A 14611-nucleotide genomic window follows, 5' to 3' on the forward strand; every position below is an offset into this window, starting at 1 on the left:
AGGCGGCCACTACCGTCTCGTGAGGGTCGATTCCCCACGAACAGATCGGAGCGGTCGCATGGGACAGCAGGCTGGTGCGGGCCACGCGAAGGCGGCACGTCAGGTCACCATCACCTTCCAGCCGGAGGTGGGAGTGAAGTCGATCCACACCACGGTCGAGAACCTCGTCCGCACGTTGAAGCCGGGAGGATGTTCGGCCTGCGGCCTGGTGGGGATCGATCTGACCCTGCGCGCCGGCGACCCCGAACTCGCGGGCGGGCTCAAGGAAGTCATCCAGCACAACGACGTCATCGGCGTTGACATTCAGGGTTAGTGGTTAGTGGGGAGCAACGGCGCCGTGGGTGTCGCGACCACGTACACCCCCGGTCATCATGACCGCCTCGAACGGCTCCTGCCCCTGGTGGACCACCTCGAGGTGACGCCCGACACCTTCGTCGACGAGAGGTCCGACGGGGGAAGCCTCCGGCTCGACGCCCTGAACGAGTTGAGGGACGTGGCGGGCGACGCCGCCGTCATCGTCCACGGGGTCGGGCTGTCCATCGGCTCCCACGACGGCTGGTCGGAGGGCTACCTCCGGTGCCTCGACCAGCTCATGGACACCGTGGACGTCGCCTGGCACAGCGAGCACCTCGGCTACACGCGGGTGCGCGGGGAGTTCCTCGGCACCATGCTGTCGATGCCCCGCACGGAAGAGGCGCTCGAAGTGGTCGTGGAGCGCGCCGCGGCCCTCCGGGAGCGGTACGCCGTTCCGTTCCTGCTGGAGAACGTGGTCCGGCTGATCCCGGACCACGACAGCGACTTCACGGAGGCGCAGTTCCTCAACGAGCTGACGGCGGCCACCGGGTGCGGACTCCTGCTCGACGTCTACAACCTGGAATGCGACCGGGCGAACAACGGCTTCGGGATCGAGGAGTTCCTCGACGAACTCGATCTCACCGCCGTGCGGGAGATCCACGTCGCCGGTGGCGTCGAGCGCGGGGGCTTGATGCTGGACGTGCACTCGCGCCCCGTGAAGGAGTCGACGCTGCACCTGGCGCGGGAGGTGGCGGGCAGGGCGCCCCGGCTGGAGACCGTCACCTACGAACTGCTGGACGAGGCGGTGCCGGTCCTCGGCATGGATCTGATCGCCTCGGAGGTGGTCCGGGTGCGGGACATGATCGAGTCGTCGGTGGCGGTGCGATGAACCTGGCAGGACTGCAGGACGGCCTGCTGACCCTGCTGAAGTCCAGGGAGCAGGAGCCGCGGCACGACCACCCCTACTTCCGTCACCTCGAATCCTCGGGGCGGCTCCCGGTGCTCCGGGAGATCTCGGCGTGGTGGCGGGGCCTCGCGATCGAGGAGACCTGCGTCCTCACCGCGGCCCTGCTGAAGAAGCGCGGGACCTTCGCCGACGAGGCCGCCCGGTTCGCCGACCGCCCGGACGCCACGCCCTACCACCAGCGGCAGGCGGCCGTCTTCCTCGACGCCATGGGCCGCGAGGGTGACCCGCTCCTCGCCGCCGTCGCCACGTTCGAGGCCGCCCTCCTGGCCATCGGCACCGGCGCCGCGACGGCCCCCGTCACCGTCCACTGGCAGCACGCCCCGTACGCGGTGCTGGAGAGCCTGTTGACGGGCACGCCCCTCGACGAGGCGAGGATCCGCGGCGCCCACCGGACGGTGGTGAGCGCCGACCTCCCGGGACTGTTCCGCGTGGAGGCCCTGCCATAGCAGCCGCTCAGGCGGCGGGGCCGTTCGCGCGGCGGTCGCGGAGGGTGCGCAGGACGCGTCGGGTGGCGCGGGTGGCGACCGGGGGGAGGAGGTCGAGGGCGAGGCTGCGGGAGGCGGAGCGCCGGGCGGGCTGGGCGGGGGACTTCACCTCGTAGTTGAGGCGCAGGACGCGGGCGCCGGCGATGGTGTCCTCGTCGACGGTGTAGCCCTCGGCGCGCCAGTCGCGCTCCAGCAGGACCTGACGGGCGGCGGCCGGGTCGCCCCAGGTGCCGTAGAACTTCATCGGGGTCAGCAGCACCGGGTGCAGGCCCCCGGTGAAGACCGCCTCCCAGACGGCGGCGGAGACGCCCGGGGTGTGTTCGGAGCGGTAGTCGTCGAGGGCGATCAGCCCGTCCGGGCGCAGGGCCGCCCGGGCGACGGTGATGTCCCCGGCGACGTGCTCGTACAGGTGGGAGGCGTCGACGTGGACGAAGCGGCAGCTGCCCGCGGGGATGCGGCCGTCGGCCAGGACGGAGGTGGGGGCCTGGACGATCTCGGGCAGGGCGGGGTGGAAGGCCAGGTAGTTGGCCTCGAAGGCGCTGCGGGTGAGGGTGCGCCGGTAGGACATGGCCATCTCGGCGGCGTTCTCGTCGTCGTCCGCGTCGGAGTCGAACAGGTCGCAGACCGTGAGCCGCTCGCCCTCGCGCAGGTGGTCGCCGAGCAGGACGGCGCTGCGGCCCAGGTAGCTGCCCAGTTCGAGCAGGTCGCCGGTGACCCCGGCGGCGCTCTGGGTGGACAGCAGATGGGCGAACGCCTCCCGGTCGAGGCGGAAGAACCAGCCGGGGATGTCGTCGCGCGTCAGCGGCGCCGGCCGGGCGGAGGCGGTTACGGGGGTGGTCACGGCGGCCTCCTGGGTGCGGGCGGGCGCGGCAAGGCAGGGTGCGCCACGGTGGTGCCGTGGGGCTGAGGGTGGATCATCATAGTCACGCCGGGGCCCGGTGGGACCAGATGTGGGGCGGCGGAACTTCCGACGATTTTCCCGCGCTCGGCAGGCCGTTCGACAGGGCGCGCACGGACGGACCAGCGCGTGGACGCGCATCCGAGCGCCGCCCCCTCAGCGGCTCGCGCGCTCCAGCTCCCCGATGGTCTCGCCCAGCCAGGCGCGCTCGGCCGCGCTGGAGGCGCGGGCGACCAGCAGCATGCCCCGGCGGAACGGGTTCGGCTCCCGCTCGGCGGTGACGGGCGCGCCCTCGCCGTCGTAGAAGAAGCTGCTCGGCGCCTCCAGGAAGGCGAGGCGCCGGCGCAGCACGGCGGCCTGGGCGGCCGGGTCCTCGAGGTGGTGGAGGAAGGCGGCGAGGGCGAAGAAGCGGATCTGGTCGGTGATCTCGGCCTGCTCGGGATCGGCCAGGCGCCGCCGGAGCTCCTCCCGGCCCGCCGCCGTCAGTTCCAGGGCGTGGCGTGGCGCGGCCCCGCTGCCGGGCTCGGTGCGCCGTACGAGCAGGCCCGCCTTCTCGAGGCGGGTGATGGCGGGGTAGAGCGCGCCGTCGCTGACGGGCCGGACGTGGCCGGTCAGGCCGGTGATGCGGGACTTCAGCTCGTAGCCGTGCAGCGGCTGCTCGTAGAGGAAGCCGAGGATCGCGAGGGTCAGCACGCCGTCATGGTACCTCTTGCCGATGTGCATCGATTAGATGTATCTCTTTTCGAGGCAAGGTCAGGGCTCGTCGAGGGGGCGGCATGCGAAAGAACACCCGGAACATCCACGGACACCTGCGACGCCTCGGCGCCCTCGCCGGGCCCGTCTACGCCGAACTGCTCTCCGGCGTCCTCGCCTCCGTGCTCACCGCGTTCTGGACGGTCCGCCTCGGCGGAGCCGCCGTCGCCGCCGTCACCCTCGCGGGCACGGTGGAGAACCTGCTGCTCGGCCTCGTCCTGGTCGTCGCCTCCGGTACGGGCGTCAGCCTCGCCCGGGCCCGCGGCGCGGGCGACGGCGCCGCGGCCGCCCGGACGGCCCGCGCCGCCTGGCGGCTCTGCGCCGCCGGCGGCCTCGCCCTCTCCCTGCCGGGCTTCCTGCTGCGCGAGCCGCTGGCCGGAGCCTTCCTCGACGGCCCCGCCGCCGCCCTCGCCGCCGACTACTTCGCCGTCGCCTTCCCGGCCTTCGGCCTGTTCTTCGGCCAGCGCGTCGCCGACGAGCTGTTCAAGGGCGCGGGGGACACCCGCACCCCGATGAGGATGGCGCTGCTCTCCAACGCTCTGCTGCTCCTGCTCGACCCGCTGCTCATCCTCGGCGCCGGCCCCGTCCCCGCCCTCGGCGTCCCCGGCGCCGCGCTGGCCCTGGCCCTCTCCCGGGCCGCGGCCCTCGCCGTCACCCTGCGGCTGCGGCCCCGGGCGACCGCCCCGGGCGCGGGAACCGGCGCGGCGGCCGTCGGGATCCTGCGCGCGGGCCTCCCGTTCGGCCTGGACTTCACCGCACGGATGGCCGTCGGAACCGCCCAACTCGCCCTCACCGCGGGCTTCGGCGTCGCCGCCGTCGCCGGGTACGGGCTCGGCTACCGGCTGCTGCTGGCGGCCACCATGGCCTTCTACGCGCTGCGCCAGGCCGCCGCCATCGAGGCCGCCCGCCTCACCGGCGCGGGCGCCGCCGAGGACCTGCACGACCTGCGCCGGGCCGTCCGCCGGTCGTCGCTGCTGGCGGGTGGCTGTGCGGCCCTGCTCGCCGCCGCCGGGGCCGTACCGCTCACGGCCCTGTTCATCGGGGACCAGGAGGTGGCCGGCCAGTCCGTCCTCTTCCTGCGGACGGCGGCGCCGTACCTGCTCCCGTACGCCCTGGTGGTCGCCCTCGGCGGCCTCTACCAGGGCATGGGCGCGGGCCGCCCGGTGGTGCTCTCCGTCCTGGTCGGCCTGGGCGCCCAGCTCGGCGCCTCGACGGCCCTCTCCGGCCCGTTCGGCGTGGCCGGGGTGTGGGCCGGCCCGGCCGTGGGGGCGGTGGTGCAGCTGGTGGTGCTCGCCCTGGGCCGTGTCTTTCGGCTCACGCCGGGTCAGCGGCGGGGCAGGGCGGATGGGCCCGGCGGGTGTGGCAGGGTGACGGACATGACGACACTGCCGGACGGGCGGGTGGTCCCGCCCGCGCACGCCGCTGAACGGGCCATGCCGGCGGCCTCGGTGAGGCGGGCGGGGCGGATGCGGCGGGTGGGGCCGACGGGAGTTGACCGAAACGCGCGATGGTCTTGGCAAGGGCTTTGCCGTCCTGTCCAATCGTGACTCCACGGAACCTCGGAAGGAGCCACCTTGAAGTCGCGTACGCGTCGTTCGACCTCCGCACCCGTACGTACCACCCCGGGGCGCAGACCGGCCGCCGCGCTCACCGTCGCCGCGCTGGTCACCCCGTTCCTGCTGGTCGGCGCCGGAACCGCCGCCGCCGATCCCGACCCGGCGCGCAGGGGCGCCAAGCTCGCCGCGCGGCTGGTGGAGTCCAGCAGTGCCGAGGACGCCCACGACACCCTCGCCGCCCTCCAGCGCATCGCCGAGCGCAACGGCGGCACCCGGGTGGCGGGCTCCAAGGGCCACGACGAGTCGGCCCGGTACGTCTACGAGCAGGCCCGCCGCGCCGGGCTCAAGGTGTCCAGGCAGGAGTTCACCTACACCTTCTTCGAGGCGCGCGCCGAGCACCTGACGGTCGTCTCCCCGCAGGCCGAGACCGTGCCGGTGATCGCCATGACGTACTCGGTCAGCGGCCCCGACGGCGGCCTGACCGCCGACCTCGGCGTCGCCCCGGTCGGTGCCGCCACCGGCTGCGCGCCCGCCGACTACCCGGCGGGCTCCGTCACCGGCAGGATCGCGCTGATCAAGCGCGGCGGCTGCAGCTTCGCCGTCAAACAGGCTTCCGCGGCGGCCGCCGGCGCCCTCGGCGCGATCATCTACAACAACACCGACGGCGACCTCAACGGGACCCTCGGCGATCCCGCCGCCGGGAAGATCCCGACCGGCGGCATCACCAAGGCCGCGGGCGAGTCCCTGGCCGCGAAGGCCGCCGCCGGGCCCGTGCGCCTCACCCTGGACATCCGTACCTTCATGGAGGCGCGCAAGACCTGGAACGTCATCGCCGAGACCAGGGGCGGCGACGAGAACAACACCGTGATGATCGGCGCCCACCTCGACTCCGTCCCCGCCGGGCCGGGCATCAACGACAACGGCTCCGGCTCGGCCGGCATCCTCGAGGTCGCGCGGAACCTCAACGTGCACCCGGTCAAGAACAAGGTCCGCTTCGCCTGGTGGTCCGCCGAGGAGTTCGGCCTCAAGGGCTCCGAGGCGTACGTCAACTCCCTTGCTGAGGCGGACCGGAAGAAGATCCGGCTCTACCTCAACTTCGACATGATCGCCTCCCCGAACTACGCCCAGTTCGTCTACAACGGCTCCGGCAGCACCGGCGGCGGCGCCGGGCCCGAGGGATCGGCGCAGATCGAGCGCGACATCACCGGCTACCTCGACGGCCTCGGCCTGCCGCACGAGCCCGCCGCCTTCAACGGCCGCTCCGACTACGGGCCGTTCATCGACGCGGGCATCCCGGCGGGCGGCACCGACACCGGCGCCGAGGTCGTCAAGTCGCCCGAGCTGGCGGCCCGTTACGGCGGCACGGCGGGCGCGGCCTTCGACCCGTGCTATCACAAGGCATGCGATGACATCGACAACCTCGACATGGACGCCTACGAGGTCAACATCGCCGTGATCGCCCACGCCGTCGGCACGTACGCCTGGGACCTCTCCTCCCTGAGCAAGCCCGTGCCGGCCCCGGCCCCGCGCGCGGCCGTCACCGCAGGTTCCTCGCACGGGGACCGGCAGAGCGCCTGACCCTCGGGTGGGCCCGCCGTCACGGGGCGGCGGGCCCACCTGCCGAGGGCGCCTGTCGGGGGCATCGGTCGGGGCCACCCCTGACAATTCGCGTTCGGAGGGGTACGGTTCCGCGCGGTGCGCCTCCACCGAGACCCGGTGGGTGCGCGGAACCCGGTCCTGACACCATGGGACCGAGATCACGACACCGTGACACCCTCGGAGGAGTCAGCAACATGAGCACGCACTACGACGTCGTCGTCCTCGGCGCGGGCCCCGGCGGCTACACCGCCGCCGTCCGTTCGGCGCAGCTGGGCCTGAAGACCGCGATCATCGAGGCCAAGTACTGGGGCGGCGTCTGCCTCAACGTCGGCTGCATCCCCTCCAAGGCCCTGCTGCGCAACGCCGAGCTGGCGCACATCTTCACCAAGGAGGCCAAGACCTTCGGCATCAAGGTCGAGGGCACGGTCAGCTTCGACTTCGGCGAGGCGTTCAAGCGCAGCCGCTCGGTCGCGGACGGCCGCGTCAAGGGCGTCCACTACCTGATGAAGAAGAACGGCATCACCGAGTACGACGGCTGGGGCACCTTCGTCGACGACCACACCCTGCAGGTCGCGCTCAGCGGTGGCGGCTTCGACGTCGTCACCTTCGACCACTGCGTCATCGCCGCCGGCGCCACCACCCGCCTGCTGCCCGGCACCAAGCTGAGCGAGCGCGTGGTGACCTACGAGGAGCAGATCCTCACCGAGGAGCTGCCGGAGAGCATCATCATCGCGGGCGCCGGCGCGATCGGCGTCGAGTTCGCGTACGTGCTGCACAACTACGGCGTGAAGGTCACCATCGTCGAGTTCCTCGACCGCGTGGTGCCGCTGGAGGACGTCGAGGTCTCCACCGAGCTGGCCAAGCAGTACCGCAAGCTCGGCATCGAGGTGCTCACCTCCACCCGCGTCGAGTCCATCGACGACAGCGACCCGAACGCCAAGGTGCGCGTCACCGTCACCAAGGACGGGCAGCAGCAGGTGCTGGAGGCCGACAAGGTCCTCCAGGCCATCGGCTTCGCCCCGCGCGTCAACGGCTACGGCCTGGAGAACGCCGGCGTCAAGCTCACCGACCGCGGCGCCATCGCCGTGGACGGCCGCGGCCGCACCAGCAACGAGCACATCTTCGCCATCGGCGACGTCACCGCGAAGCTCATGCTGGCCCACGCCGCCGAGACCATGGCCGTGATCGCCGCCGAGACCATCGGCGGGGTGGAGACCATGGAGGTCGACTTCGCCATGATCCCGCGCGCCACCTACTGCCAGCCGCAGATCGCCTCCTTCGGCTACACCGAGGCCCAGGCGCGCGAGCTGGGCCACGACGTCAAGGTCGCGAAGTTCCCGTTCACCGCCAACGGCAAGGCCCACGGCCTGGGCCACCCGATCGGCTTCGTCAAGGTCATCAGCGACGCCAAGTACGGCGAGCTCCTCGGCGCCCACCTGATCGGCCCCGAGGTCACCGAGCTGCTGCCCGAGCTCACCCTCGCCCAGCAGTGGGACCTCACCGTGCACGAGGTGGCGCGCAACGTGCACGCCCACCCGACCCTCGGCGAGGCCGTCAAGGAGGCCATCCACGGCCTGGCCGGGCACATGATCAACATGTGATCCGCCCCCTTGGGGTGCCACCGCTCCTCCCCGGCGGTCCTGCGGAGATCGCCGCAGCGTGGGATTCTGGGGAGGTGGCACCCCAAGGAGGAGTCTCGTGTCGGACGAAGCGTTGATGGGCGACCAGGTCTACCAGCCGGACGGATCCGAGCAGCAGGACGACATCGGCCCGCTCGAGCCCGAGGACACCCTGGACGACCGCGGCCTCGCCTCGGCCCTCGACGAGGGCTACGCACCTCCCGAGCACCCGCTCGGCGTACGCCGCCACGGGGTCACCGCCGCCGAGCAGCACGAGCGCGAGAGCCTCGACCAGCGCCTCGCCGAGGAACTCCCCGAGGTCTCGGCCCCGGACGGCGACGGCATCGGCGACTGCTACGGCACGGACGGCGAACCCGTCGACCCCGAGGCCGGGGAGGTCCGCACCGGCCGTCTGGTCCTCTCCGCCAACTCCCGCAGCGACCTGATCGCGGAGGACGTCGGCATCTCCGGAGGCGCAGCCTCGGCGGAGGAGGCGGCGATGCACACGACGGACGACCCCGAGGCGCTGATCGACTGAATCGGCGCTGAGCCGATGTTGAGCCGACGCTGAGCCGGCGCTGAGTCGGCGCGTACCGGCTGACACCCGTCCCGCAGAACGGGTGCGGCTGCTGGCGGCCCCGCGAGGGCCGCCAAAATCTTTTTATAAGAGGTTTTCGTTATCGCCTGCCTCCCCGATCGCTCTCCTGTGTGTCGGAAGGCCCGAACCCCCTACGGGGCGTCCGGGCTCGCAACAGGAGAGGAATCCGATGGGACATCGGAGCAAGGAGCTTCGCGGGCGCAGGCGCCGCAAGCTCACCCGTAGGAGCATCCTGGTCGCCGCCGCCGTGACGGCCGCGCTGGTCGCAGGGACGCTCGGACTGCGCACCGCGATGGACCCGGCGGCCGGCGGCGGCGCGCTCGCGGCGGCCGGCAGCTCGATCGACGGCGTCGGGGCGGCCGACGACGGCGGGCCCGGGGAGACCGGGACGGCGGAGGGCGGCACCCGCCCGGCCGCGCCCAAGCGGGACGAGAAGGCGGCCCGGCCCACCTCCATACCCAAGGACCAGCCCGAACGCGGCCTCGTGTACGCCGGGTTGAACCTGCCAACCAACGACCGCTGCGGCAGCATGCTGGAGGTCAGCGGCAGCAGCCAGTGCAGCCACGGCCCGGACGCGCCGCCCAAGGGCGTGGACATCCGCAAGGACGTCTCGCCGGTGGCCGCCGCGTCCACGCAGGCACCGGCGCTCACCCCGCCCGCCGACGCCCGTCCGCCGGCGGCGGCCGACCTGGTGAAGGGCGGCGTGCCCGTCCTCGACGCCACGCAGAAGGCGCTGCTGGACGGCTCCGGAAGCCCTGCCGGTTCAGCGGGCTCCTCGGGTCCGGGCGGCTCCGGGACCGCTCTGGTCTGCGAGGGTGACGGCTCCGGCGGCAACCGGGTCCAGGCCGTGTACGTGCACACCCCGGGCAACGACCGGTTCGCCCAGTACCTCGGCTCGTTCAAGAAGTGGGCCGCCGACGTCGACGTCATCTACAACGCCAGCGCCGCGGAGACCGGCGGCGAGCGCCACGTCCGCTTCGTCACCGAACCCGACTGCAGCGCCTCGGTGTTGAACGTCCAGATCTCCGACAGCGAGATCCAGGACTTCAACGCGAGCAACCGCGCCCTCGCCGCGCAGGGGTTCAACCGCAAGGACCGCAAGTACATGATGTTCACCGACGCCAAGGTGTACTGCGGCATCGGCACCTTCGCCGGCGACGAGCGCCCGGGGCAGGACAACCTCAGCAACTTCGGCCCCTCGTACGGCCGGACCGACTCCGGCTGCTGGGGCGGCTCCACTGCCGCGCACGAACTCGGCCACAACCTGGGCGCGGTGAACAACAGCGCGCCCAACTCCAGCAAGGCGGGCCACTGCACGGACGAGTGGGACGTCATGTGCTACTCGGACGCCCCCTACTACCCGCAGATGCGGACCGTCTGCACGGACCGTGCCCATGACGACCGGCTCGACTGCAACCACGACGACTACTACAACACCGCGCCCCAGCCCGGCAGTTACCTCGCCACGCACTGGAACGTCGCCGACAACCGCTTCCTCATCGCGGGCAAGGGCGGCGGGACGGGGCCGACTCCGACCCCGACCCCGACCCCGACTCCGACGCCCAGCCCGACCGCGACGCCCACCAAGTCCGGCTCCCCCTCGCCGACCCCGGCCGGGACCCCGACCGCTTCGCCGACCCCTTCGCCGACCGCGACCCCCACGCGGGGCGGCTCCGACGCCTCGGTGACGGTCAGTCAGATCACCCAGAACTCCGTGCGGTTGAGCTGGAACGCCACCGCCGGGGCGTCCGGCTACGACGTCCTGCTGAACGGCCGCACGCTCGGCACCGTCCGCTCGACCACCGTCAGCCTCGTCCGGCTCACCCCCGGCACCGCCTACACCGTCGCCGTCGCCGTCCGCGACGCCTCCGGAACGGTCGGAAAGCCGGGCGGCAACGCCGAGTTCCGGACCCTCGCCGACGCCGGGCGCCCGCAGCCCGGCGCCCACTACACCCTGGTCAACGGCCTCACCGGCCAGGCCGCCGACCTGTGGGGCAGCACCCTGAACGACGGCGGCGTGGCCATCGCCTACCAGCGCACCGGTTACGCCAACCAGAAGTGGCAGTTCGAGGACGCCGGCGACGGCGCCCTCCGGATCAAGTCCGTGCGCTCCGGCAAGTGCCTGCAGCTCGGCGGCACGGCGGTGCCCGGGCAGTACGTCGCGCAGCAGCCCTGCACCGGCGCGTCGGCGCAGAGGTTCCGGCTCACCGCCGCGAACGGCGGGTTCACCCTCACCGCCGACGGCAGCGACCTGGTCCTCGGGCTCAGCGACCGCTGGTACTACGGCGGCTGGCTGCTGGAGCTCCAGCAGTCGGAGGGCGGGGCGTTCCAGAACTGGTCGCTGGTGAAGGCCTCGTAACCCCCGGTCCGACTCGGATCCGCGCACCACAGTGCCGGGCGCGGCCGCCTCTCCCCGGCGGCCGCGCCCGGCTTCCCGACGCTCAGAGGAACCCCCCGGTCATGCGAACCCGCCAGCTGCTCACCGCCCTCGCCGTCGCCACGGCGGCCGTCCTGCCCGCCGCCGCACCCGCCGGCGCCCACGGCGACACCGTCCACCTGGAGGTCTCGGGGGCGGACAACGGTCACGTGAGCGCCGTCGCCACCTGGGAGAACGACCACGACCCGGTCACCGAGGGCTTCGCCGGGACGCTCTCCGCGACGGCCGCGGACGGCCGTACGGCCGGGCCCTGGCGCCTGGTCGCCGTCCAGGGCCGGCCCGGGACGTACACCACCCGGGAGCTCCTGCCGGCCGGGCACTGGAAGGTGACCGTCGACTGCGCCTTCCCCTCCCTCGGCCACGGCGAGCGCGAACTGGACGTCGAGGCGGCCGCGATCACCGACCCGGCGTCCTCGGCGTCCTCGGCTACTCCTGCGCCTGCGTCTCCGGTGCCCTCGGTGCCCTCGGCGTCCTCGGTGTCGCCCGCCGTCTCCGCGACGCCCGCTGCCCCTGCGGTGCCCGCCGAGAAGGACGACACCTCCACCTGGGCCGTCGTCGGCACGGCCGCCGCCCTGGTCGTCGCGCTCGGCGTCGTCGGCTTCGTCCTCAGGCGCCGGTCGCGTCGCTGACGTCGCCCCTCGACACCGCGGCGGCGGTCCGGAGTCGTGCTCCGGACCGCCGCCGCTTCGTGCTTTGCGGGATCAGTACTGCGTGGTGATGGTCACGCCGCTGAAGTCGGTCTGCGCGTAGAGGCTGATGTAGCGGTAGCCCGCCGTGGTGTTGGTGACGGTCAGGCTCTGGGTGGTGGTCCCGGAGGTCTGGGAGCCGTTGGTGTGGGCGCTCGGGGTGGCCCAGGAGTCGGGGTTGTAGAGCAGGTAGGCGGTGCCGGTACCGCCGGTGCTGTTGATCTTGAGGGTGGTGCTGCCGGCGGGCAGGTAGATGTAGTAGTAGTCCAGGTTGCCGACGGTCGCGGACTGTCCGGTGCGGGAGCAGTTCTTGTCCAGGGCGCGGGTGTCGAGGGCGGCGCAGCCGTTGAGGGCGCCGACGGTGACGGACTGGGTGATGCTGTTGGTCTTGCCGTTGGCGTCGGTCACGGTGAGGCTGACCTCGTAGCTCCCGGCGCTGGTGTAGGCGTGCGAGGGGCTCTGGTCGGTGGAGGTGGCGCCGTCGCCGAACTTCCAGGCCCAGGAGGCGATCCGGCCGCCGCCGGTCACGGTGGAGCGGTCGGTGAACTGGGCGGTCAGGCCGGTGGGGGCGGCGGTGAAGGCGGCGGTGGGGGCGCTGCCGACCGTGCAGGCGCCGGCGGCGCAGGCGTCCAGCCAGGTGGTGAACTCGCTGTCGTACGCGGTGCCGATGGAGTTGTAGACCGCGTAGCCGCCGGTGTAGTCGCCGGTGCGGAAGTGGCCGAGCATGGTGCGGATGACGTCCGGGTGCTTCTCGACCATGAACCGGACGGCCAGGTAGCCCCACGGGTAGGTGCGGGTGGTGTCGCTGTTGTCGTAGGTGTTCTGGAACAGCGTGCTGAGCGCGTAGGTGTGCTTGGGCGCCTCGGCGACCGCGCCGGTGTCGGTGATGCCCCGGTAGCTGTACGAGACGTACTCGGCGACGCCCTCGATCCACCAGACGTCCGGCACCGAGACCTGCTCGCCGAACTTGCCCTTCATGTCGTAGCGGGCGTCCAGCGCGTGGGTGTACTCGTGGTTGAGGTTCCAGACGCCCGCGGTGAAGCCGTCGTCACCGTTCTGGTAGGTGATCGAGATCGGCAGGTTGTTGGGGTCGCTCGGGTCGCCGATCAGGGTCATGCCGCCGTTGTTGGTGCTGATGTCGTAGATGCCGCCCGCGTACGTCCGGTAGTCCTGCGGGGAGGCGAACACCACCATCTGCAGCGCGTTCTCGTACTGCCCGGGGATCGGGCCGTTGTCGCCGACCAGGTTGTGGAAGAACGGGTCCTGGTTCTGCAGGCTGGCGCAGACGGCGGCGAGGTCGGCGGCGGTCAGGCTCTGCGCGAGGATGCTGTGGGTGGAGTCGCAGGTGTGGTTGATCGGCAGCGCGGCGGCCTTGAGCCTCGCCGGCAGGTCGCAGACGCCGTAGTACGAACAGTTCGCCTTGTCGTAGAACTCGGCCATGCCGGCGACGCCGACCCACAGCGAGGCGGTCGGGCCGGTGATCGAGGAGACGTCCAGCAGGCCCTTGATCAGCGGCTTGACGGTGGCCACCAGCGCCGGGTGCTCGATGTAACGGGACGTCTCCAGACCGGCGTTGGAGACGAGGAAGGAGTTGGTGCCGCCGAGCATGCCCTTGTGGTTCAGGGCGAAGGAGTCGAGCGTGGTGATGATGCTCGGGTCGGCGGTGACGGCCGCGACGTAGTCGTCGTTCTGGTGGCCGCGGAAGATCGGGGTGTACACGTTGTTCGCGAAGTTCACCATGTACCAGGACGCGTCCCAGGAGGACGAGTACGCGTTGAGCACCTTCTTGTAGGTGTTCAGGTAGCGGGCCTGGAGGTTCGCGCTGTCGCTGAGGATCATCGCCTGCCCGGCGACCTGCCCGTTGCCGTCCGTGACGTCCAGGAAGTGCGGGCTCGCCACGAAGGCGTCGAGCCCGCCCTGCACGGCGGAGGTGAGCGAGGAGTCGTACGTGCCGACGTCGGCCGGGTGGTAGTACTGCACGAAGTACCCGGCCTGCAGGAAGTAGACCAGCTGGAAGACGCCGGTCGAGTTGTCGCCCGGGTACGAGGCGGCGGCGCTGCGCAGCCCGTTCGCCACGTCCGTCATCTGGCTCTGCTTGAACACCCCGTTGGCGTCGCCGCCGGTGAGGTGGAACAGCGAGCTGATGCAGTCGGTGGTCGAGCCCTGGACGAACGAGACCAGGCTCGAACCGCTGCGACTCGAGAAGTCGCCCGGGGTGCAGGAGGCCGCGGTGAGGGCCTTCGCGAGCTGGGGCGTCTGCGCCTGCGGGGCGGCGGACTGCGGCGAGCGCGGCGGCAGCAGCGCGGGGGCGAGCCGCCCCGCCTGGGTCTGCGCGGCGGTGCCGGAGCCGAAGGCGCTGCCGGTGGGGGCTGTGCCGGTGGGGGCGCTGGCGCTGTGCTGCGCGCTCAGGCTCACGAGCGGGCCGGCCGTCGCCGTGGGGGAGGCGAAGCTCGGTGCCGCGGTGAACCCGACGACGGCGGTGCTCGCTGCGGCGAGCACGGCCATCACCCGGGACAGCCTGGATATGTGACGCATCGTCACTCCTAGGTGGGGGGTGGAGGACGAGCCCCCGAGGCGTGGGGGGAACGGAGGGCTCGTCTGGCACGGTGTCATGTACCGACCGCCCTTATCAATGAGGTGTGACATAGCATTCCGCCCCATGCGGCCATAGCATCAACCCCCGTACCGGGCTTGCGGTGCGGGGGTCGACGGGTGTGAC

12 protein-coding genes are annotated in these 14611 nt (G+C 72.1%); 9 read left to right on the top strand and 3 right to left on the bottom strand.

Annotated elements, in window-relative coordinates:
- Positions 1–58: 58 nt before the first annotated feature.
- From ACIBCA_RS18625 to ACIBCA_RS18635, 3 genes are read left to right on the top strand one after another with little or no spacing between them, the layout of a single operon-like run.
- Complete coding sequence (locus tag ACIBCA_RS18625; RefSeq protein ID WP_396283985.1) at positions 59–313, top strand: hypothetical protein; 255 nt, start codon at positions 59–61, stop codon at positions 311–313.
- A 24-nt stretch (positions 314–337) separates the two neighbouring features.
- Positions 338–1183 (top strand): DUF692 family multinuclear iron-containing protein, encoded by an 846-nt coding sequence (locus tag ACIBCA_RS18630; RefSeq protein ID WP_396283986.1) that lies wholly within the window; start codon positions 338–340, stop codon positions 1181–1183.
- Positions 1180–1707 carry a hypothetical protein gene (locus ACIBCA_RS18635; protein ID WP_396283987.1) on the top strand — a complete coding sequence of 176 codons (528 nt, stop codon included), beginning with the start codon at positions 1180–1182 and terminating at the stop codon, positions 1705–1707. The genes ACIBCA_RS18630 and ACIBCA_RS18635 overlap by 4 nt, the downstream gene beginning before the upstream one ends.
- Positions 1708–1714: 7 nt before the next feature.
- On the opposite strand, the gene ACIBCA_RS18640 is transcribed toward ACIBCA_RS18635, so the two are convergent.
- On the bottom strand, positions 1715–2587 hold the full coding sequence (locus tag ACIBCA_RS18640; protein ID WP_396283988.1) for a class I SAM-dependent methyltransferase: 873 nt from the start codon (positions 2585–2587) through the stop codon (positions 1715–1717).
- Between the two features lie 213 nt (positions 2588–2800).
- The gene (locus ACIBCA_RS18645; RefSeq protein WP_396283989.1) at positions 2801–3337 is read right to left on the bottom strand and encodes a PadR family transcriptional regulator; all 537 of its coding nucleotides are present in this window, start codon (positions 3335–3337) and stop codon (positions 2801–2803) included.
- An 83-nt stretch (positions 3338–3420) separates the two neighbouring features.
- Between ACIBCA_RS18645 and ACIBCA_RS18650 the strand changes: the two genes are divergently transcribed.
- The 6 genes from ACIBCA_RS18650 (at position 3421) to ACIBCA_RS18675 (ending at position 11835) form a co-directional block, all read left to right on the top strand.
- Positions 3421–4944 (top strand): MATE family efflux transporter, encoded by a 1524-nt coding sequence (locus ACIBCA_RS18650; protein ID WP_396283990.1) that lies wholly within the window; start codon positions 3421–3423, stop codon positions 4942–4944.
- Between the two features lie 27 nt (positions 4945–4971).
- Positions 4972–6531 (top strand): M28 family metallopeptidase, encoded by a 1560-nt coding sequence (locus ACIBCA_RS18655; RefSeq protein WP_396283991.1) that lies wholly within the window; start codon positions 4972–4974, stop codon positions 6529–6531.
- A 215-nt stretch (positions 6532–6746) separates the two neighbouring features.
- Entirely contained in the window at positions 6747–8153 is a 1407-nt protein-coding gene (lpdA, locus tag ACIBCA_RS18660) for a dihydrolipoyl dehydrogenase (RefSeq protein ID WP_396283992.1), read from the top strand.
- 115 nt (positions 8154–8268) lie between these two features.
- Positions 8269–8709 carry a DUF5709 domain-containing protein gene (locus tag ACIBCA_RS18665; protein WP_396284145.1) on the top strand — a complete coding sequence of 147 codons (441 nt, stop codon included), beginning with the start codon at positions 8269–8271 and terminating at the stop codon, positions 8707–8709.
- A 229-nt stretch (positions 8710–8938) separates the two neighbouring features.
- Positions 8939–11128 carry an RICIN domain-containing protein gene (locus ACIBCA_RS18670; RefSeq protein WP_396283993.1) on the top strand — a complete coding sequence of 730 codons (2190 nt, stop codon included), beginning with the start codon at positions 8939–8941 and terminating at the stop codon, positions 11126–11128.
- Positions 11129–11229: 101 nt separating this feature from the next.
- Positions 11230–11835, top strand: coding sequence for a hypothetical protein (locus tag ACIBCA_RS18675; RefSeq protein WP_396283994.1), 606 nt, complete (start codon positions 11230–11232; stop codon positions 11833–11835).
- Between the two features lie 72 nt (positions 11836–11907).
- Here the strand turns inward: ACIBCA_RS18675 and ACIBCA_RS18680 are convergent, their stop codons facing one another.
- Positions 11908–14427: a collagenase gene (locus tag ACIBCA_RS18680; protein ID WP_396283995.1), complete on the bottom strand. Its 2520-nt coding sequence runs from the start codon at positions 14425–14427 to the stop codon at positions 11908–11910.
- Positions 14428–14611 lie beyond the last annotated feature (184 nt).

This window comes from Kitasatospora sp. NPDC051170, assembly GCF_044455705.1.
GTDB lineage: Bacteria > Actinomycetota > Actinomycetes > Streptomycetales > Streptomycetaceae > Kitasatospora.

Excerpts from the sequence above, each read along its gene's own strand:
- ACIBCA_RS18625 (WP_396283985.1), top strand. The coding sequence starts at position 59 with ATGGGACAGCAGGCTGGTGCGGGCCACGCGAAGGCGGCACGTCAGGTC.
- ACIBCA_RS18635 (WP_396283987.1), top strand. The coding sequence starts at position 1,180 with ATGAACCTGGCAGGACTGCAGGACGGCCTGCTGACCCTGCTGAAGTCC.
- ACIBCA_RS18650 (WP_396283990.1), top strand. The coding sequence starts at position 3,421 with ATGCGAAAGAACACCCGGAACATCCACGGACACCTGCGACGCCTCGGC.
- lpdA (WP_396283992.1), top strand. The coding sequence starts at position 6,747 with ATGAGCACGCACTACGACGTCGTCGTCCTCGGCGCGGGCCCCGGCGGC.
- ACIBCA_RS18665 (WP_396284145.1), top strand. The coding sequence starts at position 8,269 with ATGGGCGACCAGGTCTACCAGCCGGACGGATCCGAGCAGCAGGACGAC.
- ACIBCA_RS18670 (WP_396283993.1), top strand. The coding sequence starts at position 8,939 with ATGGGACATCGGAGCAAGGAGCTTCGCGGGCGCAGGCGCCGCAAGCTC.
- ACIBCA_RS18675 (WP_396283994.1), top strand. The coding sequence starts at position 11,230 with ATGCGAACCCGCCAGCTGCTCACCGCCCTCGCCGTCGCCACGGCGGCC.
- ACIBCA_RS18680 (WP_396283995.1), bottom strand. The coding sequence starts at position 14,427 with ATGCGTCACATATCCAGGCTGTCCCGGGTGATGGCCGTGCTCGCCGCA.